The sequence below is a fragment of the Pseudidiomarina marina genome (genome assembly GCF_044807045.1).
Classification (GTDB): Bacteria; Pseudomonadota; Gammaproteobacteria; order Enterobacterales; family Alteromonadaceae; genus Pseudidiomarina; species Pseudidiomarina marina.
In genome coordinates, this window is sequence record NZ_CP085233.1 from 2,421,121 (window position 1) to 2,446,705 (window position 25,585).

The following is a 25,585-nucleotide window of genomic DNA, read 5'->3' on the forward strand; positions in this document are numbered from 1 at the left end:
ATGAGCGCCAGATTACTAATCGTTGAAGACGAAGTTGTTACACGCAATACACTCACGCGCCTGTTTCAGCAAGAAGGCTACGATGTGTTCGACGCCGCAGATGGCATGCAAATGCAACGCATCATGGCGCGTCAACAAATTGACCTTGTCATTATGGACGTCAACTTGCCGGGCAAAAGCGGTATCGAGCTCGCCGAAAAATTGCGCGAAAACGATAACATCGGCTTAGTTTTCCTAACCGGCCGTGATGCAGAAGAAGACCGCCTACTTGCATTGGAACTGGGTGCTGATGACTATCTCATCAAGCCTTATAACCCAAAAGAATTGATTATTCGCGTACGCAACTTATACCGCCGCATTGAAGCATTGAAGAGCCAACAGAAAAATGTCGGTCACGACAGTGTGGTGTATGAATTTAACGGCTGGCGTTTGGAAAGTGATAGTCGCTGCCTGTTCTCGCCAGATGGGAAAATGTTCCGTCTGCCGAAAAGCGAATATCGCGCGATGGAATTATTCTTAACGAATCCGGGTAAGATTTTAGATCGTGAAACGTTGGTGAAGAAAATGCTGGATCGTGAATTACGACCAAACGACCGGACGGTCGACGTTGCTATTCGCCGTATCCGTCGTCACTTTGAGGCTCAGCCTGATTCGCCGAACCTCATCACGACTATTCATGGTGAAGGCTACCGCTTTATTGGTGATGTCTCAATTCAACACCTTGAGCAGCCATCGTTAAATGCCCCGAGCATGTAACCAACGTCGAAGCTGATGCTGGTGCAGTGGCAATTCAACCACCCACTGCTCCAGCAGTTCATCGGCGTCGCCCCAATGCCACTCTTCTCGCTCTAAGCGTTCCATTTGATCCGCAAGCTGTCTAAGCCCAACTGAACGACAAGCGCCTTTGACCTTATGTGCCTGCCGGCGAGTTTCTGCTTCATCGCGTTTTTTTACGACATGCTGCAGGTGATCTAAATAACCGGCAATGTTGTCACTGAAGGTATCGTACATTTCATGCACACCTTCATTACCAAGTAGTTCATGGTATTGCTCTAAAAGCTTTTCATCCAACATCGTGCTGTCCTTATCCATATTTTTCGATTCACCTAATCGAAAACTTTTCCTTTGGTTATAAACCCAATCTGGCAAACTACCGTATTGAGCATAATTCTTGTATACTATCGCCCCCTTTCGCAGGGAACAGTATTTTTAACGTTTGGAGCCGTACAAGCATGCCAACAGCTACACCAACAATGATGCCAGATATCGCCAATCAAACTCGCGCGCAAACCGAGGGTAAACTCGATTGGGTCGGCATGAGCAATATCGAGATGCCACTGGTGGTCGGTGCTGCACAAGAACCTGAGCGCCCAGTGAGTGCTCACGTTGATGCATTCGTCAATCTTACCGATCCAAAAGCGAAAGGCATTCACATGTCTCGCTTATACCTGCTGTTGGAAGATTTATCAAACAACGACGTGCTCAGCCATCAGTCGCTTGGTAAATTATTGCATGACTTTATAGATAGTCACGATGGGCTTGCAGATCAAGCTTACGTGAAATTTAGTTTCGATTATCACCTGCGTCGTAAATCACTGATCAGCAAAAAACAGGGTTGGAAAGCCTACCCTGTCACTGTGACTGGACGTTACGATAATGGCAAATTGAACCTCGAACTAGGCGTTGAAGTGCCGTATTCAAGCACCTGTCCGTGTTCAGCAGCTCTTGCTCGACAGTTGATTCAGGATGCATTCGCAAATCAATTCGGAACGGATAGCGAAGTTGATGCTGAACTCGTTCATCGCTGGTTAGGCACAACCCAAGGTATCGTCGCGACACCTCATAGCCAACGCTCTGTTGCTCAAGTGAAAGTGATTATGGGCGACAACGTGTCTGAACTGCCAATCATTGCGCTCATTGATGCGATTGAAGATGCATTGAAGACCCCTGTGCAAGCTGCGGTGAAACGTGAAGACGAGCAAGAGTTCGCACGCTTAAACGGTCAGAACTTAATGTTCTGCGAAGACGCTGCTCGCCGTCTGCAACATGCATTGAATTTGCAGGCGCAATTCTCAGACTTCTGGGTGCGCGTGAATCACTATGAATCACTGCACGCTCATGACGCTGTGAGTATTACCACCAAAGGCGTGCCTGGCGGTTACAAAGCTTAACCAATTTATCGACCTACTAATCCGGCTGCGGTATACTTTGCGGCCGGATTTTTTTGTTTTATAACCTAATGAAAACCTTATACGAGAAAGGCATGGAACCTATTGATATCGTTGGAATTGGCAACGCGCTCGTTGATCAGGAATTTGAAGTCACTGACGAATTTCTACAGCAGCATCAAATTGAAAAAGGCATGATGACGCTGATAGAAGATGAGGACCAAGAGCGACTAATTAAACTCTTGGCTCAGCGCGGCGAACTTAAAAAGCAATCTGGCGGTGGTTCTGCAGCCAACTCGTTAGTTGGTTTTGCCCAGTTTGGTGGCAACGCATTTTACTGTTGTAAAGTTGCTGATGACCAAGCAGGTAAATTTTATTGTGAAGACCTAGAACAGGTCGGCATTACCACGAATACAGGTAGCCAAAAGCACGAAGGCAAAACCGGTCGTTGTTTGGTGATGGTGACCCCTGATGCCGAGCGCACTATGCGCACCTATTTAGGTATCACCGCTGACTTATCAGTTGATGAACTAGATGAAGATGCGATTGCGCGCGCTCAGTACCTGTACATTGAAGGTTACTTGGTCACCTCAATGGTTGCTCGTGAAGCAATTACTCGCGCCAAAGAGATCGCCCGCGCTAACGGCACCAAAATAGCCGTAACCTGTTCTGATCCCGCCATGGTGAAGTACTTCCGTGACGGCATTGATTTGATTCTTGATGGCGGCGTTGATGTGCTTTTCTGTAATGAAGAAGAAGCTGGGATCTTAACTGGCACCACTGACGTACAAGAAGCGCTGCAACAATTACAACAACACGCTGATTTGGTCGCCATTACACTTGGCAAGAATGGTGCTCTTTTAGGTGATGGCGAACGCCAAGTTGTGGTACCCGGTGTGAAGGTGAAAGCGGTAGATACCAACGGTGCTGGTGATATGTTTGCCGGGGCGATGATGTATGGTTTAACGCGTAACTATTCGTTAGCTGCATGTGGTTTGTTAGCCAGTCATGCGGCGGCGGAGGTAGTGTCGAATTTCGGCCCGCGTTTGAGTCTTGATCGGCAGCAGCAGTTGTTGATTCGCTTACAGCACGAACCAGAATTTAGTTAAAAGCAAAAACGATATTAGCTATTGGATATTAGATATTAGCTAAGAGCAAAGACGATGTTAGCTATTGGATATTAGATATTAGCCCGCATGTTCCGGTTTTTTCTAATATCGAATATCCAATAGCTAATATCGAACTGGCTTTTTGAATATTAAGAGGTTTTATATGCAAGATTACAAAGTCGCAGACATTAGCTTGGCCGATTGGGGCCGCAAAGAAATCGCAATCGCTGAATCAGAAATGCCAGCGCTAATGACCATCCGTCGTAAATACGCAGACAGCAAGCCATTGTCTGGTGCGCGTATCATTGGCTGTATTCACATGACCATTCAAACAGCGGTATTGATTGAGACGTTGATTGAGCTAGGTGCAGAAGTGCGTTGGTCATCTTGCAATATTTTCTCGACACAAGATCATGCGGCGGCAGCAATGGCTGCGGCGGGCGTGCCGGTATTTGCTTGGAAAGGTGAAACTGAAGAAGAATACGAGTGGTGTTTGGAGCAAACTTGCCACAAAGATGGCGAGTTGTGGGATGCCAACATGATTTTGGATGACGGTGGTGATTTGACCCTGTTGATTCATGAAAAATACCCGCAAATGCTCGACAAAATTCACGGTATCACTGAAGAAACCACCACGGGTGTACATCGTTTATTAGAAATGCTGAAACACGGCACCTTGCGCGTTCCAGCTATCAACGTGAACGACTCCGTGACAAAGTCAAAGAACGACAACAAATACGGTTGCCGCCATTCACTGAACGACGCGATTAAGCGAGCGACCGACCATTTATTGTCGGGTAAGAAAGCTCTAGTCGTTGGTTATGGCGATGTAGGTAAAGGCTCAGCAGCCAGCTTGCGCCAAGAAGGCATGATTGTCAAAATCACCGAAGTTGACCCAATTTGTGCGATGCAGGCCTGCATGGACGGCTACGAAGTCGTGTCGCCTTACATTAATGGCGTCAACACCAATTCCGCCGAAGGCATCAACCGTGACTTACTGCAGAACATTGATCTGATCGTTACCACCACTGGTAATGTCAACGTGTGCGACCGTTACATGCTCGCCGCATTGAAATCTACTGCTGTGGTTTGTAACATCGGTCACTTCGATAACGAAATTGACACCAAATTTATGCGCGATAACTGGCGCTGGGACGAAATAAAGCCACAAGTTCATAAAATCTATCGCAGCGACGATGACAACGATTATTTGTTGCTATTGTCGGAAGGTCGTTTGGTGAACTTAGGCAACGCAACGGGTCATCCAAGCCGTATTATGGATGGTTCATTTGCTAACCAAGTACTCGCGCAAATGCACTTATTCGAAGAGAAATTTGCTGACTTGCCAGCTTCTGAAAAAACTGCCAAGCTTCGCGTTGAAGTACTGCCGAAGCAGCTCGACGAAGAAGTTGCACGTTATATGGTGCAGGGTTTCGGCGGCGTGATGACGAAATTGACGCAGCAGCAGGCGGATTATATTCATGTCGCTGTTGAAGGGCCATTCAAGTCCGACGACTACCGCTACTAAAGACAAAAGCGATATTAGCACTTGGATATTAGATATTAGCGATTTCGCTCTTACTAATATCCAATATCTAATATCAAATATCGAACTTGGTTTTTTATGATTGAATACAAGCAACTGACGGCCGCCGATTACGCGGCCGTAATTGAATTAGGCAACCGCGTTCATGGCGACAACTATTTGACGCCAGAATCACTTGCTGACTATGACCAGCGTGGGCGCGTTGGCGACATCAATTTAAACTGGCTGGCCTTTGCTGATGGCAAATTGGCGGGTATTCGTTTGACTTTCGCTCCGGGTAATTGGGATATCGATGGTCACTGTAGCCCTTCTAAATGGCCTGTGCCAGCTGCGCAAATTTGTTACTTTAAATGTGTCGCGGTTGATCCTGATGTTCGCGGTGGTGGCATTGGTCGCGGTTTACTGCAACGTTCGATTGCTGAAGCCAAGAAACTTGGTTGTAAAGCTGGATTGGCGCATATTTGGATGCAAAGTCCTCAAAATGCGGCTTTTGAATACTTTACCCGCTGCGGTGGTGAGCTGATTCAAGAACACGATAAACGTTGGTATGATCTCTCGATTAATGACGGGTACCATTGCCCTGTCTGCGATGGTGTGTGTTATTGCACCGCTGGTGAAATGGTACTGAAATTTTAATTTAACTAAGGCCTGGTGCAATAATGTACGACCCTCTCCACGATAAAAATCCAGGCCCAAATCAACCTTACCCGGCAAGTTATTGGCACGCTCACACTCAAACTGCTTGGCCAGCTTGCTCTGAAACGTTACCGGCAGAAGCCGATATTGTGATCATAGGTGCCGGTTATACGGGGCTAAATGCCGCCCTTGAGCTTGCCGAACGATACCAACAACGCGTCGTTGTCGTTGAAGCCAATCAGCTTGGCTGGGGCTGTTCAACACGCAATGCTGGCTTTGCCATGCCTGGTACTGGACGCTTAGGTTACGTCGCTTGGAAGAAGCGTCGCGGTGAAGCGGTTGCACAAGCCATCCAGAACGAATATCAGCTTGCTTTTAAACGACTTGAACGTCACTTGCAAGCGTGTCCGGAACAACTACAAGTGCAACGTGGCGGCTATTTGAAAATTGCCCACAAAGCATCCGCAATCAATGAGTTAGAACAACAGTATCAGGCATTGTGTCAATACGAGCCGAGTACTAAATGGCTTGATTATGATGCAATTCAGGCACGGGTGAGAAGCCCTCAAGCCTTTGCTGCGATTCACTTTCCGCAAAGTTTTGGAGTCAATCCATTGCTGTTATTGGCGAGTGTGGCACGTCAAGCATCGCAGGCCGGCGCCACGCTAGTTGAGCACGCGCCTGTTGAGCAGTGGCATACCCAAAGCGACGGATCGCACCACTTGCTCACTGCCAAAGGGACCATTCGAGCCCAGAAAGTTATTGTGGCCACCAACGGTTATACGCCAAACCACTTACATCCAGCAATTCATGGGCGCAGTTTGCCTGTACTCTCGAGTGTGCTTGTCACACGTCCATTAACGGCTAAAGAGCGCACTGCAATTGGTGTCGAGCCACACGAGCTGGTGATGGATACTCGCACACTTAAATATTACTTCCGACTCTTACCCGATGGTCGCTTGCTATTTGGTGGTCGGGGTGCCATTCGCGGCAAAGACGCGCACAAGGAACGCTATCAGCGCAACCTACTGCGCGCGATGGCAGATACGTTTCCAGCCTTGCAGCAGCTAAGCCAAGAAAAGCCTGAATATAGTTGGAGTGGCTGGGTGTCTGTAGCATTGGATGACTATCCGCGCATTTACAGCCCAGCGAAGAATGTTTTCACCAGCATGGGGTATTGTGGTGCCGGCGTTACGTTCACGCAATTAGCCGGACAACGTGTTGCCGAGTTGGCGATGGGCGAGAAATTGCCGCCTTTACCGTTTTACGAGTCGCCGTTACCGAAGTTTCCGCTGCCGAGGCTGCGCCGCCTCGGCCAGTGGCTCTACTATCAAATTCAAAGTCGATATTAGCTATTGGATATTAGATATTGGAACTGATGTAACGAGTATTTAATGTTTATCTAATATCCAATAGCTAATATCGTTGTTGCCTTTAAAGTCCGAAGACGACTTTTTCGCTTGCGAGCATTTTGCCAATAAAGCGAATAATCAACAAACTCACAATCGCCGTCACTACCCCACTAACCACCAACGGCAACCACTGTAATGCCTCGCCCTTGATGATATCGAGCAAAGCTTGGTGCTGCCCAGTTAATGGTAAATAGTAAAGTACTGGATTCTTGAGGCGCGCAAATTCAACGCCAAACACAGCCAACATCGGTAGCATGAGTAAGAACGAGATGTATGTTTGCGCCTCTTTAAAGCTCTTAGCGCGGAAACTTACAAATAGCTGCAGTGCCGTTGCGAATAATGCAAGCGGTGCAAGCATCAATACCATTAACAACATCATTGGCCATTCGATTGAGACACTAATCCCAATATTGTGCAGCGGCAGGAACCGGAAAATAATCGGTATCAGTACCACACTCAGTACGCCGCCGAACATGGCAAAACAACTTGCCGCGAATGCTTTACCAAGTACCAACTGGTTTGAACTTAGGGGTTGCGATAACAATAATTCGAGGGAATTACGTTCACGCTCACCGGCGCTAATATCAATCGCAACGTTCATGCCTGAGAAGAACACTGACAACAGAATAAAGATTAACACGCTGCCCATGAGTATGGCTGAGCGAGAACCTTTGGTTGCTGTATCTTGCTTGATGAGATCAATCGGCTGCACCACACGAGGATCAAGGCCTCGCATTTGCATGCGAATAAACGAGAGTTTACTGCTATAACCTTCAATGGCTTGCTCAATACGACGGATATCTGAGCGTTGTTTGGTGGCACTAAAATCAGCGGTTAATGTCACCGGAGCTGGCGTTGCGCTCGCAATGTCGTCAGCCCAACTTTCACCGATATCGAGTTCTATGGGTTGCTGGCCAGCAGGCCAAGCTTTGTCGCGTTCAACAATACCTTGTTGTTCTAAATAATTAATCAGTGCCGGCGCGTTTTCTGCCCCTTTTATATCAATTTCAACATCGCTGGGATCAGTCAATTGGCTGATCATCACGTAAAAAGCAACCGCCATAAGCAATGGGCCGAAAAATGCGTATGACATCGCCGCCATCACTGAGCGTTTATCGCGAATTGCGTCTTTTAATTCTTTACGCCAAACAATTCCTATTGGACTGCGAACAGACTTGCTCATGCAGCGATTCCCTCATCGGTTCCGATTATTTTTACGAACGCTTCTTCGAGCGCTGATTCGCCAGTTAACTGACAAAGTTCTTCTGTTGTGCCCTGAGCGGCCACTTTCCCTTTTGCGACCACCACCACTTGATCACATAGTGCTGCTACTTCTTGCATCACGTGGCTGGAGAACAAAATACTGGTGCCTTGACTGCGAAGCTCGCGCAACAAGTCACGTAGAATGCGTGTACTCATGACATCCAAACCGCGACTCGGCTCATCAAGAATCAGATGCTTGGGGCGGTGGACAATCGCTTGTGCCAACGCCACTTTCATGCGCTGGCCTTGTGAGAACCCGGTTGCTTTACGGTCGGCGATAGCGAGCATATCTAAGCGCTCAAGAGCCTCCTGCACGGCTGCTTCACCAGTATCTTTATCAAGACCATGCAGGGCGGCAAAATACGCCACCTGCTCACGCGCCGTCAAACGCTCATACAACCCGAATTTATCTGGGAAGATGCCGATGTTTCGACGCGCCTCGAGTGGCTCCTTACTCGCATCGATACCATCAATAAGCGCTTGTCCACTATCAGCTTTAAGCAGACCATAGATCGTGCGTAAACAAGTGGTTTTACCCGCGCCGTTTGGCCCTAACAAACCGGTTATTTGCCCTTCAGGGGCGGTAAAGGTAAGTCCGTCCAATGCGGTGACTTTGCCAAATTGTTTGCGAAGTTCTGTTACTTGAATCATGACGGGTACCTTACAAGCCTTTGCCGTTAGCATTCAGTACAAACGGCAATGGTTTTTGCTGTTGCAAACAACTATCGTCGAGCGCAGCCAAATCCAATGTGTCGATAAATTGCGCAGCTAACTTGTTGGCACAAGTATGACCGGCAATTGTGTGCGAGCCATTCGGTGCGATTAAATGACGACTATTTGATAGCGATTGCGCCGCTAAGGCTCCCCAAGTTGGAGGGGTGACAGGATCTAGACGACCCGATAACAATAAGCTCGGAATATCGCTTTCTACTGGCTCAAACCAAGATTCAGGACGTGGTGCAGTAGGCCAAACCGAACACATCTCGATAAACGCATCGGCAGTACGACTACCAATGAAGTCATTATCGCCGTCTTGCGCTAGCAGTTTATCGGTAGCTCGTGGCAGGTCTTCACTACACAGCACCGATAAGGTTAAACCCATATACATTTCTGATTGCGACATACTACTCCCAATCAAACCAACCAGCGGTGTGTAATTACCACGGTGCGTTTCTTGAATGGCGAACGGAAGCAATTGTCGCGTTACTGGGTGGTAGAGGCCCACCCGCATGACCGAAGTGAAGCGTCCGGCCGTGATTAGAATATCAGTTGGTTCGTTGGTGAGCGGATCGTTCACAGTGAGCGGAACAGGATTCGCTTCCAGTTGAGTCAGCGTCTCTGCATAGATGCTCCGCAGACTTGGAAACGTTTTCTCACACGCTGTTGAGCCCGCACATTGCTCCAGCAATAAATCGAACGAGTCAGCGCCATGTCGACCAAACGGTCCAACAACTACCTCAGGTGGCGCAACTGCGTCCAGCACCGCTGCGCGGACAGATTCTGGCGCTTCGCGCATATAGACTAATCCAGCGCGGGTTCCATACGAACCACCATAAAGGTTAACTTGTTGATAACCTAAATGTTCGCGTACCGCCTCAAAGTCGCGGATAGCGTTCACCGTGTGATACTGGGTCAGGTCTTCTTCCGTGTATTGCGCAAGACATTCGCCAGCTATCCGCGAGAGCTCGATGTCGTCATCCGCTTTCACTAATTCATCGACCTGACTCAGTTCGCAGCCAAGTGGATTGGATTTTCCGGTGCCGCGTTGGTCGATTAACAAAATATCACGCTGCTTGCGCACATCGTTGAACATCCGATTTATCATAGCAGCAAGCTCTGTCGCGGCTTGGCCGGGACCGCCTGCCAAGATCAGTAAAGGGTCCGCTTTCTTATTCTCACTGACCGCCGGCAACACGGCGTAATTGATAGGAATTTGACGCTGGTCTGGTTGCTCGTAGTTTTCAGGCACCATGAGTGTGCCGCACAGCACTTGCTCACTAATGTTCTTCAAATAACATGAAGCGAGCGGCTCTTGCTGCTGCAGTGCCGATTTGGCTTCTTGGGTATCATCTTGAATTGCCGCGAATGCAGCAGTGGCAGTACCAACGTAGAGTGTTCCCCCTAGCAATAATGCTAGAGCAGATATTCCCTTATTTCGCATGATTTGTTATCCGGTTGTAACAACTGTGCTCAGTCTATCCTTTCTATGGGTTAGGTGGAAAGCAACAAACTGTAAAAGTTTGTTTTTGTTTTTACTGGGATACTTGCTGCAGCCGTTCTTCAATCGCTTGACGTATCGTGTTTTGTTCCGGCAATTGCCGAATCCAATTTGCATCGCCAACCTCATATAAGTCATCGATGAGTACACTATGCGCGATAAAGCGGCCAATATCAAAAGAGCCGTTACGCTGAGCGAATTGAATCATGGTTTCGCCGTTACAACGAACGCGCGGGTAGATATCACGAATGCGCAAGCGATATTCGCGTAATTTATTGCGGAAATCGTATGAATTGTTATGACGAATTTGGCTACAAAACAACAATGCCATGTCATCGCCAAAGCTACTCAGCATAGGCTGTGCGCCAACTGACCCACTGGCTAGAACTAACGCTGCACTCAATGTTGTCACGAAGCCCTTTCGAGCTGTCCCAAAACCTTTCATAACCAATCGCTAAATTATTATTTGAAAGGTATGTTAACGACCGATATTGTCATTCGCAACGGATTAAAATGTTATAAAGCGCCCTGTATTAACGCAATTTCTACACTTTTATTGCGCTAGCGGTGTGCTCCTACACGCTCGTAAACTTCTGTTACAAATGCGTGTGGATTCTTATCGTCAGCTGGATGCTCAACCGATTCAATAAGTTCCCAGTTCGCTTGAGCATGATAGTCAGGAAAAAACGTATCGCCTTCAGTCTCGAGTTGAATCTGAGTAAGGTACAACCGATATGCATGCGGCAAAAACTCTGCATAAACGTGACCGCCGCCAATGACCATCAACTCTTCAGTATGACCAGCTGCATGCACCGCTTGCTCTGGGCTGTTGACCCAAATCACACCTTGCTCGTCAGTATAGGGTTGCTGGTATTTGCGACTTAAGACAATGTTGGTACGCCCTGGTAACGGGCGCCCAATCGATTCATAGGTGGTACGCCCCATGACAACGGGTTTACCGAGGGTTATGCGTTTGAAGTGCTGCAATTCAGCAGGGAGATGCCAAGGCATTTTGCCGTCTTTCCCGATGACGCGATTGGCCGCCATGGCCGCAACTAAAGCGATATGCATCTCACCTCCATGAATTCAAAAACGATAATAGCTATTGGATATTAGATATTAGCAATACACAAATACCCGATACATCAATCCTAATATCTAATATCCAATAGCTAATATCGAATTCGCAGTTCTAATATCCAATATCCAATAGCTAATATCGTATTTGCTGTTATTTCTGGTAGATCACTTCCACGTCGTAATCATCGTCGTCGAAGTCATCATCATCATCATCTTCGTCTTCGAACGCTTCCAGCTGCTGCTTGTGATAATCATCCCACTTAAACTCGACGCTTGCCTTCGCTTCAGCTTCCATTTCTTCTGGCGTTTGCTTCGGCAATGTCTCTAAATAGGCGATGATTTCTTTACACAACGCATCGGTACCGATATTCGATAAGCCGGAGATTTGGTAAACCGGGCCATCCCAATCAAGTGCCGCTTTAACGCGTTCGATGCCTTCAGCGATTTGCTCTTCGCTTAGCAAATCCACTTTATTTACCACTAACCAGCGCGGTTTAGCAGCAAGTTCTGGGCTGTATTTTTCAAGCTCATGAACAATCTTGACTGCTTGTTCTGCTGGGTCAGTGTCATCATACGGTGCTAAATCAACAAGATGCAACAATAAACGGCAACGCTCAAGGTGTTTCAAGAAGCGAATACCCAAGCCTGCACCTTCTGCTGCGCCTTCAATAAGTCCTGGAATGTCGGCAATAACGAATGTGGCGTGTGGTACAGGGCGTACAACACCTAAATTAGGGACCAACGTAGTAAACGGATAGTCTGCTACTTTCGGTTTCGCTGCCGATACGGAACGAATGAACGTTGATTTACCGGCATTCGGCATGCCTAGCAAGCCAACATCAGCCAGCAACATCAGTTCAAGCTTTAATGTGCGAATTTCACCTGGAGTACCCATGGTTTTCTGACGCGGTGCACGGTTGGTTGAGCTTTTGAAGCGGGCGTTACCCAAACCGTGGAAACCACCTTTGGCCACCATGCGACGCAAGCCGTGACGCGTTAAATCGCCCAGCACTTCACCGGTTTCTTGATCCGTGGCGCGCGTACCCACAGGTACTTTTAAGACTAAGTCTGCACCACGTTTACCGGTGCAGTTTTTGCCATGACCATTTTCACCGCGTTGAGCGCGGTGGAAACGTTCAAAACGATAATCGATAAGCGTGTTTAGGTTTTCATCGGCTTCTAGATAAACGTCGCCGCCATCACCACCGTCACCGCCATCGGGACCGCCTTTGGGGATATATTTTTCACGTCGAAAACTGACTACGCCGTTGCCGCCGTCGCCTGCTTCTACGCGAATTTCGACTTCATCTACAAACTTCATGATATTACCTACCTGCTTACATGAAAAAACCCCGCCACTCCGGACGGGGTTTCAATACTTCATTGTTAGCCGTATTTGAGAATAACCGTAGCTTCGCTACGTCCCGGCGTAGAACGCCGGGTTACAATTATTCAGTTACGATGCTAACGTATTTGCGGTTTTTAGGACCTTTCTCCGCAAAAGAAACTTTGCCGTCCGCTAATGCGAACAAAGTGTGGTCACGACCGATACCGACGTTATCACCAGCGTGGAATTTAGTACCACGTTGACGAACGATGATGCTACCAGCTAATACTGACTCACCACCGAAGCGCTTAACACCCAGACGTTTACTTTCTGAGTCACGACCGTTACGAGTTGAACCTGCGGCTTTTTTGTGTGCCATGTGTCGTTACTCCTTCAATTAACCGTTAATACCAGTGATTTTCACTTCGGTGAACCACTGACGATGACCTTGACGTTTCATGTGGTGCTTACGACGACGGAACTTGATAATGTTCACTTTGTCTGCACGACCATGGTTGATAACTTCCGCCTTGATAGATCCACCAGAAACAAAAGGTGCGCCGATTTTCACGTCGTCACCGTTCGATAGCATTAACACTTGATCGAACTCAACCACATCACCAGTGGCCGCTTCCAGTTTTTCCAGGCGGACGATTTGGCCTTCAGTTACACGGTGTTGCTTACCGCCACTTTGGAATACTGCGTACATGTCTTTCTCCGATTTCCCCCGAGGGGTCTTTATTTGAATTAAATTCAGGGCGCGAATTATATGCCCCTACGGGGCGAAATGCAACTACGATATTAGATATTGGATATTAGATATTGGACAACCATTAAATACCCGATACATCAGTTCTAATATCTAATATCGAACTTGCACTTCTAATATCCAATAGCTAATAGCTAATATCGTTTTTGGTTTTTAAGCGATGCGGTCGACGGCGATGGCGGCGAGCGCGTGCAACGCATCGCGATATGGCGACGCAGGCAAATGCACCAACTGCTGCTGTGCCAACTCGGCTTCTTTTAACGCCCGATTACGCGTGTACTCAAGTGCGCCAGTGCGCTGCATTGCCGCAAGCACCTGTTGCAATTGATCGCGCCCATCACCTTGTTCGATCGCGAGACGAATCATAGCCGCTTCTTCATCGTTGCCGTGCCACATGGCATACAACAATGGCAGTGTTGGCTTCCCTTCGGCTAGGTCATCGCCAGCTTGCTTACCCATGGTTTCGCTATCGGCTGTGTAATCGAGTAAATCGTCAACCAACTGAAACGCAGTGCCTAGATGACGACCATAAGCCGCTAGCGCATCTTCTACTTGCTGTGGCTGCTGAGCCAGCACTGCGCCGAGTTGTGTGGCCGCTTCAAACAGCTTACCAGTTTTGCCATAAATAACGTCAAAATAGCTCGCTTCAGTGGTGTCTGGGTCATTGCAGTTCATTAACTGCAAAACTTCACCCTCTGAAATAATATTGGTGGCGTCGGCAAGTATCTTCATCACCTTCATGGAATCTAACGTCACCATCAACTGAAACGCACGGGTATATAGAAAATCGCCGACTAACACGCTCGCTTCGTTACCGAATACTGCGTTAGCGGTTTCTTTGCCACGACGTAATTCTGATGCATCAACAACATCATCGTGCAACAACGTAGCGGTGTGAATAAACTCAATGATGGTCGCGAGGGTTAAATGCCCCTGCCCTTCATAATTTACGGCACGTGCGGCGGTTACAGCGAGTAGCGGCCGTAGACGTTTGCCGCCACTGTTCACAATATACAGACCCAATTGATTGATTAGAGCAACATCCGACTGAAGTTCAGCACCAATCAGTTGGTTTACTCCCGTCATGTCGTCGGCCATCAAGGCGTTGATTTCTGATAACTTCATAGCTTCAGTGTGACTGTTAAATTAAGCCAAAGATTGTACACGAATTTCGCTGAAGGGCACAGAAAAAAGGCAGGCGCTCGGCCTGCCTTGGTGTTTTTCTATCGCAACATGTTAGAACTTGTATTGCGCGCGAAGGTAGTAGTAGCCGCCGTTGACACCCATCGGTGAGGTTGGTGGATACAACGAGCCAACAACTGCACTTGCGAACGGGTTCTCATCAGGGCGGTTATCGAATACGTTCTTACCGCCTATCGCTGCCGTAAAGCTTTCGCTAAAGTCATAGCTAAACTCAACATCGACCGTTGTTTCAGCGCCAGGGAAGATATCCAAACCACCGCCCGCGTCAACATGGTCTTCATAGTATTTACCGTAGTAATTAACACGAGCTAGCGTACGCATCGCATCGAACCGGTAGTTTGCTGTGAAGGTTGCACGGTGAGCCGGTAGGTTATCCTCTAACATCTGCACTTTGGCAAGGTTAATGTTGTCTGGATTGAATGAATCAACGGTCGTATCAGTCCAGTTATATGCCAGGGTGTATTTCATATCACCTTCCCACAGGTCATGCCCGTAGTTGGCGACAACATCGATACCTTGGGTGGTGGTGTCAAAGTCATTGGTGAAATACACAACACTGCTATAACTTGCTGCATCGCGAACACCCTGCTCAATGAGTGCGTCACGATCTTCTTGGGTTAATGGAATGGCCGATGTACGGCTTAGACGGTCGGTCACTTCAATGTTGAAATAGTCGACAGTTAAATAGAGACCATTCTCAAATTCACCGACAAGACCCAAGCTGTAAGCAACTGATTCTTCTGGCTCTAGGGGTCTACCGCCTTTTAACGCCGCAATTGGGTTCGTCGGTGGCAGCAGAGCTTGATCTTGCAAGGCATCGCCGACAAACGCAGTTGTCACGTTGATGACATTACTTTGTCCAACTGTTGGCGCTTTAAAACCGGTGCTAACAGCACCACGAAGTGCCCAATCGGCGGTTAATTGCCAGCGCGCCGAAAGTTTGCCGTTAGACGTTGAACCAAAGTCGCTAAAATCTTCAAGGCGAATGGCAGCACCCACCATGAAATCTTCCGTCAAATAGGTTTCAACGTCGGCATACCAGGCCCAGTTACCTCGGCTCCACTCGCCGGCAGCTTCAGGCTTGATACCCGGGAAGCCATTTGAGCCGATACCGAAGCCTTGCTCAGTTAATGGACCTACGGCAAATGATGCTGGATCGCCGGTTTCCTGCTTGAACGTTTCGCGACGATACTCAATACCGGTTGCGAAATTCACGAGGTCGTAAAAGCTGTCAAATTGGAAGCCTTTACTGAAGTCGAGGTTAAAGTTCTTCTCGAGCTGACTTGCTGCGCCAGGGCTAAAATCAAACGGCGTATCTGGGCCAAGTGATGGGTTCACAGTATTGAAAAGTAAATACTCAACCCGTGAATAACCAACGCCAACAGAAACATCATACGCCCAATCGCTTGCTAAATAGCCGTTCGTTCCGGCAACAAACGATGCATCAGTCACGATACCACCGAAGCGCGGCGTAAAACCGCCTGGGAACAGTTCGTTAAAGGCAAAACAGTTCGCGCCGAGCGGTGTGTTGTTATCTGCAATTAATTGATATTCTGGAGAGTCCAGTACATTATCGCCCACTGGCACTTCTGGACATGATAGCCCTTGACCTACACCATCAAGATCAGCCACTAGTAGCAGTTGTTCATCTTGATCGTTAAAGCCGCCAAAGAATACGCCATCTCGATCATGAGGGTGGCGATAGTAAAAGCCGCCTTCAATTTCACGTTCAGCGTAGTTGGCAAATAAATAGGCTTCTTTATTGCCGCCTAAATCAAGACCAAAGTTACCCAGCGCCTTGAAATCATATTTGATTTCTGGCGTTCCCCATATTTGCGCTGGGTCGGCAACAAACGTGTTACCCGCCTCAATTAACGCAGCCGCGTCATCACGTTGAACCGAGCGACTGGTCGCATCGGCTTCACGATATTCGACGCTGAGATTCGCGAACCCTCGTTCACTTAACGGCAACCCGATATTACCGCTAATCTGTATAGTGTCACCGTCGCCTTCGGCAGTAGTACCGTAGCGAGCTTCAAGCGTTCCCCCCTCCGATGCATCATTGAGGACAAAGTTGATCACCCCAGCTATTGCATCTGAGCCATATTGCGCAGCAGCGCCGTCACGAAGTACTTCGATTTGTCGCAACGCTGAGGCTGGAATATTGGATATATCTGGTCCTTGAGCACCATCAGATAAGCCACCGCCAAGAAAGGTAATAACCGCACTGCGGTGTCGACGCTTACCATTAACGAGCACCAAGGTGTGGTCTGATGCCAAACCGCGAAGGTTGGCTGGGCGAACTAACGTCGATGCATCATTGATGGGCTGGTCGTTCACGTTGAATGACGGTACTACCGTACTCACCATGTTCATCATATCGGTGGAGCCTTGGTCTCGTAACTCATCAGCGCCAACAATATCGAGCGGCACAGCGGAATCACCAACTGACCGTGGCGCTGAACGTGTACCCACAACCGCAATACGTTCATCGGCTTGGGTATCTGGCTCAACGCTATCAGCACCGGCTTCTTGTGCGAATGATGTGGTAGATAAACTTGCTAAAATTGCACATGCGACAAGAGTTGGTCGAATACCATGTACAGATGGGACTACTTTTTCAATGACAGGTTTTGTCATAAATTTCTCCCCGATTATTCTTGTTGTTTTGTGTTGTTGTGCAAAAGCGCATAGCACTAAAGTACTAGTCGCTGTATTAAATATCGCCAATTGTTCGAATAATACAAGGAGGTTTTTTGATCAAATAGCCCGAAAATTATACCGTATGTTATAATTTGGATTGCTGTGCGGCGGTTTTTCGGGTAAAAAATACCATCGCAATGCCAGCCGCAGCGCCGCCTATATGTGCAAACACTGCAACAACATCTCCGTACTCAGGTTGGTCTAAATCGAGAATTATTTTGATTATTAATGCAACGAATATAAGGCCGCCAATCCAGTTTTTATTCAAAGCATCTTTAAGGGCTGCGTAGGCAAATAGCCCGTACAGTGTGCCGGAAAAACCGGCGTAGACTTCATAGGTTGGTGCGCCGATAAGTTCGACGATGCTACTGCTGAGTAATATTGGTAAAGCGACAACCCAATTCTGCGGCTTTTTCAATTGCTCGGGAAACAACAGCCAAGCTATCCAAACCCCAGCAATATTGAACCATAAGTGCGGTGCGTCATGATGCATTAATTGGCTGGTGATGAGTTGCCACCAAGCGCCATCCATAACTCGCGGATAACGCATGAGTAGATGATCATGCCAAGGAGTAAGAAAATAAAAGATACAAAAAAGCAGAGCGCTTATCACTAGGGGTGGTAAGACGCTCTGCTTTGGCATTGTGATTCGCTTATTTAACGAAATCTAAGCCGATTTGAATGTCGTTTTTCAGACCATCCAGCATGTCAGCTTTGGCTTTTTCTTCGTAAGCGCTTAGCTTACCGTATGGCAGAATTTCTTCCACGCCGTTCGCGCCAAGGCGCACTGGATGAGCAAAGAACAATGCGTCTTTACCGTCAGTTTCAACATAAGTGCACTCAACAACGCTGTTGTCGCCTTGCAATGCTTTCACTAGTGATAAGCAGAAGCGTGCTGCTGCTTGACCCATTGATAGGGTTGCCGAGCCGCCGCCAGCTTTCGCTTCAACAACTTCAGTACCAGCGTTCTGAATACGCTTAGTCAGCGCTTCAATTTGTTCGTCAGTGAAGCTTAAGCCAGATTGTGACAACAATGGCAAAATAGTTGTGCCGCTGTGACCACCGATAACCGGAACCGTTACTTCAGCTGGGTTCTTGCCGTGTACTTCAGCAACGAAAGTTTCCGCGCGAATCACGTCTAGGGTGGTTACACCAAACAGTTTGTTCTTGTTGTAAACGCCTTTTTTCTCGAGAACTTTCTTCGCGATAGCAACCGTTGTGTTCACTGGGTTGGTGATGATACCGATGCATGCATTTGGGCAGTTGTCCGCAATTGCTTCAACCAAGTTTGCAACAATACCAGCGTTAATGTTGAACAAGTCTGAACGATCCATCCCCGGCTTGCGCGGTACGCCAGCTGGAATTAATACGATGTCACTACCAACTAATGCTGATGCTAAGTCGTCTTTGCCGTAGCCTTTGACAGAAACAGCGGTTGGAATGTGGCTGAGATCAACAGCAACACCAGGAACAACAGGCGCTACGTCATACAGCGCTAGCTCAGAACCAACCGGTAATTGGGTTTTCAAAAGTAATGATAGTGCTTGGCCGATACCGCCAGCTGCACCTAAAACTGCAACTTTCATCTCAGACTCCATCCAGTTATTTGGGGAAATTTTAGGCCGAAAACTCTACTCCTTTTACGCCGAAATTACAACCAAAGACGCTGGTATAGGCACTGTGAAATAGTTGCGTTACTCTTGCCTTACTCTTGCGTAAATTAGGCGCAAGTATATGATGAACGATTAATTTGACCGTTATCTCGACTAAATAATTGAGCGATATCATGCCAACAAAAAAAACCGAAGACATGATCGAAGCCTTTAAGGCGTTACTAAAAGAAGAACGCTACGGTTCTCAAGGTGAGATTGTCGATGCCTTGAAAGAACAGGGGTTTGCGAACATTAGCCAATCAAAAGTATCGCGTCTATTGAGCAAGTACGGTGCCGTTCGTACGCGCAACGCGCGCCAAGAAATGGTGTACTGTTTACCCGCTGAACTCGGTATTCCAAGCACCCGAGCGCCATTAACTCAGCTTGTTTTGGATATACAGCACAATGATGTCATGGTAATCATTCGCACTACCCCCGGCGCAGCACAACTCATTGCTCGCTTGCTTGACTCGGTTGGCAAAAAAGAGGGAGTGCTTGGCACGATTGCTGGCGATGATACGATTTTTATTGCGCCGTTGAAGGTGTCGGAAATTGACTTCACCCTGCAGAACGTAAAAAAACTCTTTGAGCAGCAGCAACCGTAGCCCGGCGTTTCACGCCGGGACGAGCGTAGCGAGGTTAATCTCGCCCTTTCGATATCAACTTTAAATTCAGCATTAACAGCGCTGCGCGCTATTCAGCATTAACAGCGCTGCGCGCTACCCGGCGTAGAACGCCGGGCTACCTTTTCAGAAACTCGATTGAGGGGGCGAAATAGGCCGCATTCGCTGTCGCTTCAATATAGTCAAGCAACGGATCATATTCCCCCTGCTCGTCCGCAATGTAACGATTCTTGAGCCATTGCACCACATGTTGTGGTTTGCCGGAAAAGTACATGGCCAATTGCCCTTGTTCACGTAGATTGCCCCACGGCATGTTCTGACGTAATAGTTCCAGTGGTTGCTCGTTGGCATCGAGCAACCGCGCTTTTTGGGTGTGGGTAACCATGCTCAGTACAGCCTCGCTGATACGTTCACCCGTCACTTTCTTTCGGCCCATGACATGTTCTTGAATTTCAGTACTTAATTGCTCCCAGCGCCGCAAGTCGTAGCGGAACTTTTGGGTAAACACATAGCTACCGCCTTTAAATAAGGCGTCGTCGGAAACCACCGCCACTTCGCGTCGACGCATACCACGCGGATTGTCAGGCGCATCAATAAAACCAAGCAGATCACGACCATCCATAAACCGAAATGTATTGCTCTGCTCTACCAACTCAACATCGTGGCCGAGCCATTCCATTAAAGTTCGAGCTGCTTGAAAGTTGACATCGAAGCGGTCGGAGCGAATACATAATAGTAGGTCGGCGGACTCTCGTGGTGTGTGTCTATCACCATCACTTAAATCGGGAAAGCTGGTTAATTGCAGTGGACGAACATCGGGATATAAAACATCCCAATAATCACTGCCTACTGCAATAAAACCATTGAGCATGGACTCTGAGAAGCGCAAGTCAAGATCATCGAGTAGTTGCGGGACTCGCGCTAATTTGCGGCGCATATAGTCGGCATCGTCGGTCATCACATTTAATAAAAGTGTGATGCCATGTAAGTTTGGTTCTGCGTAAATGCCCGTCTGCGCGTTGTTCATAGATTCCTCATTGGCCACTATTTAGAGCGTTTCCTCGCCGAAACTGCCGCATCAATCGCAATGCTCTTGTGGTAAAGGTTTGGCTGTGCCATAGATCGGTTTAAATGGATTATTGATTTTTACCATAAATTGACACGTTTGTTGATGCTAGTTGATACAAAAGTCTAGCAAATTCATGTCATATTAAAACGTTATAACTCATTGAGCCAACTGCCGGAGATATCATGCGTTCAGAATTCACAGCTGCGTCACGAAAAAAGCAACTTTTTAAGGCCACCGTTCTAGCCACTTCATTCACGCTATTGCTTGGCGGTTGCGCTGCAACCCAGGAAACACAACCTGACACAAGCACGAAGCAAGTGGTTGAGAGTGCAGATAGCCGCTATGAAGCGCTAGCCGATGGAATTTATGACAAGCTACAAGCGCAGAATCCGTGGCAAAGCAATGAGTTACCAGATATGTCAGCAGAAGCTCTAAAGCAGCGTGCTGATGAGCAGAAAGTATGGTTAGCACAACTTGAGCAGGTGGACGTGAATGAGCTATCACGTCAGAACCAAATCAATCACCGCATGCTTACCTATCGTTTGCAGAACGATATCGATGGCTATACCTTCAATGAGCACTATATGCCACTGAATGCCGAAGGCGGCTTTCATAGCAATTTAGGGTTTATGGTGCGCAATGCAAGTTTCCGTAGTTTTGAAGACTATGAGAACTATTTACAGCGTTTACGTTCTATCCCACGTTATATGTCGCAACAAACTGATTGGTTAAAAGCTGCGCTGGAAGAAGGCTACACGCAGCCAAAAGCTGCCATGCAGGGGTTTGAAGAGAGTATTGCTGCATTCATTGTACAATCGCCACAAGATAGCTTGTTCTATCAACCGTTTCAGGCCAACAAACCGGTTTTTGTCAGCGCAGAGCAATGGCAGGAGTTACAACAGCAGGCCGCCAATGTCATTGATGGTTTAGTGCTTCCTGCTTACCAAGATTATTTTGATTTTATGGTGATGGAGTACTTGCCGAACAGTCGCGACAGCGTTGGTGCAAGCGAGTTACCTAATGGCAGTGAGTATTATCAAAACCGTATTAAGCACTACACCACGTTAGATTTATCGCCAGAAGAGATTCACCAGCGCGGCCTCGCCGAAGTTGAACGTATTCGTAATGAAATGGCGGTGGTGATAGAGAAGACGGGCTTTGACGGTAGCTTCGAAGATTTCACCAACTTTTTGCGTACGGACCCTCAGTTTTATCCGGAAACGGCTGAAGAGTTACTCAAAGAAGCGTCGTATATTTCGAAGAAAGCCGACGGCGAGTTGCCGAAGTTCTTTAAGCTGTTACCACGCCAGCCATACGGTGTGGCACCAGTGCCTGCGGAAATTGCACCGAAGTACACCACTGGCCGCTATGCCGGCAGTAATCGTAGTGATCGCGCTGGTTTTTATTGGGTGAATACTTATGCGTTAGATCGCCGCCCACTGTATCAACTGGAAGCGTTAACCTTGCACGAAGCGGTGCCAGGACATCACTTACAGGGCGCATTAGCGCGCGAAATGGATGACTTACCAGACTACCGTCGCTACACCTATATCTCGGCATTCGGCGAAGGCTGGGGCTTGTATTCAGAGTGGCTGGGTAAAGAGATGGGCTTCTATCAAGACCCATACAGCGATTTTGGTCGTTTGAGCTACGAAATGTGGCGCGCGGCGCGCTTGGTGGTCGATACCGGTATGCACGCGATGGGTTGGACACGTGAAGAAGCAATGGACTTTATGGCTTCCAACACAGCGCTGAGCTTGCATAACGTGAAAACTGAAATTGACCGTTACATCACTTGGCCTGGCCAAGCGCTGTCGTATAAACTCGGCGAAATGCTCATCCGTCAATTACGCACCGAAGCTGAAACCGCACTTGGCGCCGACTTCGACATCCGCGAGTTCCATGACGTGGTATTGCGTAATGGCAGCATTCCACTCGACATCCTCGAGCAAGAAATCCGCAACTGGATTGATGAAGGCGTAGCCCGGCGTTCCACGCCGGGTGGCGCGTAGCGCCGTTAATATATGGGGTTCCATGAGAGCCAACATTGAAGTACCCCCAAGCAATCACGGTGCTGCGCACCACCCGGCGTGAAACGCCGGGCTACTTCGCCGGAAACAAGATTTCGATGGCGAGTGTTTCATCCGGTGTTAACCCAACACCTTCGGGTAACTCTGTACCGCGCCCATCAACCACCTCGGCGGGCGCATACATCGACAACCCAACCACCCAACCATTGGGTAAACTTTTTACTGTGGTCGGGGCAAACGCACCGCGGGTATTTTGTCCTCGTAATAAAAAGCCTCTTAGCCGCAGAGCCTGTGCCAGGTGTTCTGCGGCACTGGCTGTCACTTCAGTCACTAACACCGTGCCACGCTGATGCAATGTCTCCAAATACGGCGGCCGTTGTTCATAAACTGCTTGCCCTCGAATGGTGGTTAAAGGCTCATCACGACTCACTAAGCTATTCGCTAGCTGGCTCGCCAATAATAAGCTGCCACCTTCATTAAATCGCAAATCAATCAGTAGCTTAGGTTTTTCTCCGGTTGACTGCGCGGTAAGCTTTAAGTCGCTCTCGATAGTACGCAATGCACGTTGTAAACAGCGTTGCCCCGCTTCACTGTAGGCCGCATCCTCACTGTATAAATGCAGACGCTGCACACCCAAGTAATACTCTCCGGTGCTTAACAACCCCCACCACAATGCTTCATTACATCCGTGGCTAAGGCGACTTTGCCGCAACTCACTTAATAATTTTTGCCGAGAGCGCTTACGCTGTGATTCGCCCACTTCAAAATCACTGACTCGTTGGTATCGTTGAATATCATTAGCAAGAACAAACGCATGCTCATCACCACTATCTTCTAGAACTTCGCTCACCAGCTGAAATAAAGCGAGCTTTTTATCCAGCGACTCAAGTTGCTCGGCCTTGTCGAGTAACTCGGCTTCATAGCGCCAGCGCACCATAGCTGATTGAGAGAGACCGTGCTGAAATTGTGATAATACTTCGGACAACGTTGTAATGACTTGCGCAGCTGACTGCTTCGGGGATTGTAAGCAGTGACTTGGTAAAAATGGCTCACGTGTGAAAATTACCGGTAAACCGTCCGATAGCCGTTGCAACACCAACGTGCGTTCACCTGCGCCAACCCATGTGTGTTGCCCAGGGTTTTGGGCACTTGAGAACACGCGAGGAAGCAACCCTGCGTTGGCTGCCCAACAATTATTGGGCGTCCATTGATAATGCGTGACAACAGGATCATCAACAACAAGATAACTCTGGTAATGACTCGACCAATAAACACCGTCACTGAGTGTCAGCGACGGTGCCTTAGAAGACGAGCTACAAGCGGAAAGTAATCCACAGAAGAGTATAAGAATCCATTGGGGTGCACTCAAAGCACAGGTACTCCTCGACATTGTCTGTGCCCTTGAGCGTAGCGCTACAAATAGCGGTCGTAAAGCATTTGTATTGTTGCTTGAGCAGCAAGTTCACCTTGTTCTGCCCACAATTCGAGCTCTTCCTCAATCACCTCATAGCCGCCAGGCTGCGCCGTTACACCTGCCACTTGCCGTGGACGTTGGAGGTTGTAGCCGCCTGCACCTGCGCGATATTCCATTAACCCCTGGGGAATGGCGACACGATCATCTGCTAATAATGTGGCATCTTCCAAAGAGGTCATGGTGATTTGATATCCAATTGGCTCAAAATTAAGCTTGTTCTCGCGATACGGCATCACCTCTAATAATAGATTGGTGTGCTTGCGCAACATATCCATCTCGAGGCGTTGGTTATCATCTTGTGGGTTCCGTTTCGACTCGGCACGAATTTCAGAATCTAATAATCGCATGGCGACCGCGCGATTTACCAAGCGCACACCGTACTGCATGAGCGTACTTTGATAACCACGTTGATACTCGTCCCATTGGGCGCCAGTGAGCATGCCCGAGCGACGTGGACTATCATAACTACGTTGTTCGACGCCCACCTGAACGCTCTGCGATTCAGGCACAAAAGTTCCTTCGGTACCGGTTGCTTGGGCATTCACACTTACCCGACGTTGCATATGCCAGTCTGAAACCATGTCACTAAATGGTTCACCAACCAACATGACGAGTTTCGGACGCCCAGCTTTTTCGTAGGCCGCTTTGAATGTAGTCTGATCAACGGTGATAAGGCTCACTTGCTGCTGTTCGGCAGTGCGGGCACGATCAAAATAACTGTCGTTCAGCATCGGTTGAGCAGGTGTATCTTGCCCATGAGCAAGGCTGCTACCCAACAAGGTGGCAGCCGCACAGAGTGTAAAAACATGCACGGCTTTCATATTATCGACCTTCTCGTAGCTCAACCAAGAAATACTCGGCCCGATCGTTCAATGAGGTTTCTTTGTAAATCGCTGTTCCGTTCGCTGGAACATAAACCCGACGCCACATTGATTCGTCCATTAATGGTGTTTGATTCGCATCAAAAAACAGCGCTTTACCTTCAATTTGAAGATCATAATCGGTGCGGTTCCGAATCATCGTCCAAACTTCAAGCTGACCTGTTGCGGTATTACTCATACCGCTGCGATCGAGCGTCACTTTGACGGTGTCACGGACTTTTTCACCGGTGAGCGTCTTGGTGATATCGGTGCGATTGAGATTGTGATCGATAAACACAATTGTATTCAATTCATTGGTGGTTGTGCGTTGCACCGGATGTGAGCCACTGTAGCCATTTTGTGTGCTTCCGCACCCAGCTAGAGTTAACGCTAAACCAGCAGCAACCGCGCTTGCCATAACTAACGTACGTTTCATGTTTGGG

General features: G+C 48.2%; 25 protein-coding genes. 8 read left to right on the top strand and 17 right to left on the bottom strand.

The genetic code is table 11. From position 1 onward, the window contains the following. A complete protein-coding gene (gene arcA, locus LG272_RS11505) occupies positions 1-756 on the top strand; it encodes a two-component system response regulator ArcA (protein ID WP_092856363.1) in 756 nt (251 codons plus the stop codon). Here arcA and LG272_RS11510 read toward each other — a convergent pair. Beyond that, the gene (locus LG272_RS11510) at positions 736-1,092 is read right to left on the bottom strand and encodes an Hpt domain-containing protein (RefSeq protein WP_404408741.1); all 357 of its coding nucleotides are present in this window, start codon (positions 1,090-1,092) and stop codon (positions 736-738) included. The two genes, arcA and LG272_RS11510, sit on opposite strands and share 21 nt — an antisense overlap. Before the next feature lie 140 nt (positions 1,093-1,232). Here LG272_RS11510 and folE2 point away from each other — a divergent pair, with 140 nt between their 5' ends. The 5 genes from folE2 (at position 1,233) to LG272_RS11535 (ending at position 6,811) form a co-directional block, all read left to right on the top strand. Further along, complete coding sequence (gene folE2 / locus LG272_RS11515; protein WP_404408743.1) at positions 1,233-2,171, top strand: GTP cyclohydrolase FolE2; 939 nt, start codon at positions 1,233-1,235, stop codon at positions 2,169-2,171. A 92-nt stretch (positions 2,172-2,263) separates the two neighbouring features. Beyond that, complete coding sequence (locus LG272_RS11520) at positions 2,264-3,277, top strand: adenosine kinase (RefSeq protein WP_404408745.1); 1,014 nt, start codon at positions 2,264-2,266, stop codon at positions 3,275-3,277. 163 nt (positions 3,278-3,440) lie between these two features. Continuing rightward, a complete protein-coding gene (ahcY, locus tag LG272_RS11525; RefSeq protein WP_404408747.1) occupies positions 3,441-4,805 on the top strand; it encodes an adenosylhomocysteinase in 1,365 nt (454 codons plus the stop codon). A 96-nt stretch (positions 4,806-4,901) separates the two neighbouring features. Further along, positions 4,902-5,459, top strand: a complete 558-nt coding sequence (locus LG272_RS11530; RefSeq protein ID WP_126759476.1) for a GNAT family N-acetyltransferase — start codon at positions 4,902-4,904, stop codon at positions 5,457-5,459. A 23-nt stretch (positions 5,460-5,482) separates the two neighbouring features. Further along, on the top strand, positions 5,483-6,811 hold the full coding sequence (locus LG272_RS11535; RefSeq protein WP_404408750.1) for an NAD(P)/FAD-dependent oxidoreductase: 1,329 nt from the start codon (positions 5,483-5,485) through the stop codon (positions 6,809-6,811). An 82-nt stretch (positions 6,812-6,893) separates the two neighbouring features. Here LG272_RS11535 and LG272_RS11540 read toward each other — a convergent pair whose 3' ends face one another. From LG272_RS11540 to mdh, 12 genes are all read right to left on the bottom strand, one after another. Further along, complete coding sequence (locus LG272_RS11540) at positions 6,894-8,054, bottom strand: ABC transporter permease (protein WP_404408752.1); 1,161 nt, start codon at positions 8,052-8,054, stop codon at positions 6,894-6,896. Further along, entirely contained in the window at positions 8,051-8,785 is a 735-nt protein-coding gene (locus LG272_RS11545) for an ATP-binding cassette domain-containing protein (RefSeq protein WP_126759479.1), read from the bottom strand. The genes LG272_RS11540 and LG272_RS11545 overlap by 4 nt, the downstream gene beginning before the upstream one ends. A gap of 10 nt (positions 8,786-8,795) precedes the next feature. Further along, complete coding sequence (locus LG272_RS11550; RefSeq protein WP_126759480.1) at positions 8,796-10,295, bottom strand: alpha/beta hydrolase; 1,500 nt, start codon at positions 10,293-10,295, stop codon at positions 8,796-8,798. 91 nt (positions 10,296-10,386) lie between these two features. Further along, positions 10,387-10,764, bottom strand: a complete 378-nt coding sequence (locus LG272_RS11555; protein ID WP_157980809.1) for a DUF3718 domain-containing protein — start codon at positions 10,762-10,764, stop codon at positions 10,387-10,389. A gap of 149 nt (positions 10,765-10,913) precedes the next feature. Continuing rightward, positions 10,914-11,423 carry a type 3 dihydrofolate reductase gene (gene folA, locus LG272_RS11560; protein ID WP_404408755.1) on the bottom strand — a complete coding sequence of 170 codons (510 nt, stop codon included), beginning with the start codon at positions 11,421-11,423 and terminating at the stop codon, positions 10,914-10,916. Between the two features lie 160 nt (positions 11,424-11,583). Beyond that, positions 11,584-12,753, bottom strand: coding sequence for an Obg family GTPase CgtA (gene cgtA, locus LG272_RS11565; protein ID WP_404408757.1), 1,170 nt, complete (start codon positions 12,751-12,753; stop codon positions 11,584-11,586). A gap of 127 nt (positions 12,754-12,880) precedes the next feature. Beyond that, entirely contained in the window at positions 12,881-13,138 is a 258-nt protein-coding gene (rpmA, locus tag LG272_RS11570) for a 50S ribosomal protein L27 (RefSeq protein ID WP_055439238.1), read from the bottom strand. An 18-nt stretch (positions 13,139-13,156) separates the two neighbouring features. After that, entirely contained in the window at positions 13,157-13,468 is a 312-nt protein-coding gene (gene rplU / locus LG272_RS11575) for a 50S ribosomal protein L21 (protein ID WP_055439239.1), read from the bottom strand. Positions 13,469-13,681: 213 nt separating this feature from the next. Further along, positions 13,682-14,653 carry an octaprenyl diphosphate synthase gene (ispB, locus tag LG272_RS11580; RefSeq protein ID WP_404408760.1) on the bottom strand — a complete coding sequence of 324 codons (972 nt, stop codon included), beginning with the start codon at positions 14,651-14,653 and terminating at the stop codon, positions 13,682-13,684. A gap of 111 nt (positions 14,654-14,764) precedes the next feature. Beyond that, positions 14,765-17,371: a TonB-dependent receptor plug domain-containing protein gene (locus LG272_RS11585; RefSeq protein WP_404408762.1), complete on the bottom strand. Its 2,607-nt coding sequence runs from the start codon at positions 17,369-17,371 to the stop codon at positions 14,765-14,767. Between the two features lie 148 nt (positions 17,372-17,519). Then, complete coding sequence (rrtA, locus tag LG272_RS11590) at positions 17,520-17,984, bottom strand: rhombosortase (RefSeq protein WP_404408764.1); 465 nt, start codon at positions 17,982-17,984, stop codon at positions 17,520-17,522. Between the two features lie 103 nt (positions 17,985-18,087). Continuing rightward, complete coding sequence (gene mdh, locus LG272_RS11595; protein WP_404408766.1) at positions 18,088-19,020, bottom strand: malate dehydrogenase; 933 nt, start codon at positions 19,018-19,020, stop codon at positions 18,088-18,090. Between the two features lie 200 nt (positions 19,021-19,220). On the opposite strand from mdh, the gene argR reads away from it, so the two are divergent. Next, positions 19,221-19,691, top strand: a complete 471-nt coding sequence (gene argR / locus LG272_RS11600) for a transcriptional regulator ArgR (protein ID WP_126759488.1) — start codon at positions 19,221-19,223, stop codon at positions 19,689-19,691. 136 nt (positions 19,692-19,827) lie between these two features. Here argR and LG272_RS11605 read toward each other — a convergent pair whose 3' ends face one another. Further along, complete coding sequence (locus LG272_RS11605; protein WP_126759489.1) at positions 19,828-20,736, bottom strand: Dyp-type peroxidase; 909 nt, start codon at positions 20,734-20,736, stop codon at positions 19,828-19,830. A gap of 224 nt (positions 20,737-20,960) precedes the next feature. On the opposite strand from LG272_RS11605, the gene LG272_RS11610 reads away from it, so the two are divergent. Further along, the gene (locus tag LG272_RS11610) at positions 20,961-22,790 is read left to right on the top strand and encodes a DUF885 domain-containing protein (protein ID WP_404408769.1); all 1,830 of its coding nucleotides are present in this window, start codon (positions 20,961-20,963) and stop codon (positions 22,788-22,790) included. 91 nt (positions 22,791-22,881) lie between these two features. Here LG272_RS11610 and LG272_RS11615 read toward each other — a convergent pair whose 3' ends face one another. Genes LG272_RS11615 through LG272_RS11625 form a run of 3 tightly spaced genes read right to left on the bottom strand, consistent with a single transcriptional unit; the run spans position 22,882 to position 25,578 of the window. After that, positions 22,882-24,177, bottom strand: coding sequence for a S41 family peptidase (locus LG272_RS11615; RefSeq protein ID WP_404408771.1), 1,296 nt, complete (start codon positions 24,175-24,177; stop codon positions 22,882-22,884). A gap of 44 nt (positions 24,178-24,221) precedes the next feature. Next, entirely contained in the window at positions 24,222-25,103 is an 882-nt protein-coding gene (locus LG272_RS11620) for a hypothetical protein (RefSeq protein WP_404408773.1), read from the bottom strand. Between the two features lies 1 nt (position 25,104). Continuing rightward, on the bottom strand, positions 25,105-25,578 hold the full coding sequence (locus LG272_RS11625; protein ID WP_126759493.1) for a hypothetical protein: 474 nt from the start codon (positions 25,576-25,578) through the stop codon (positions 25,105-25,107). Positions 25,579-25,585 lie beyond the last annotated feature (7 nt).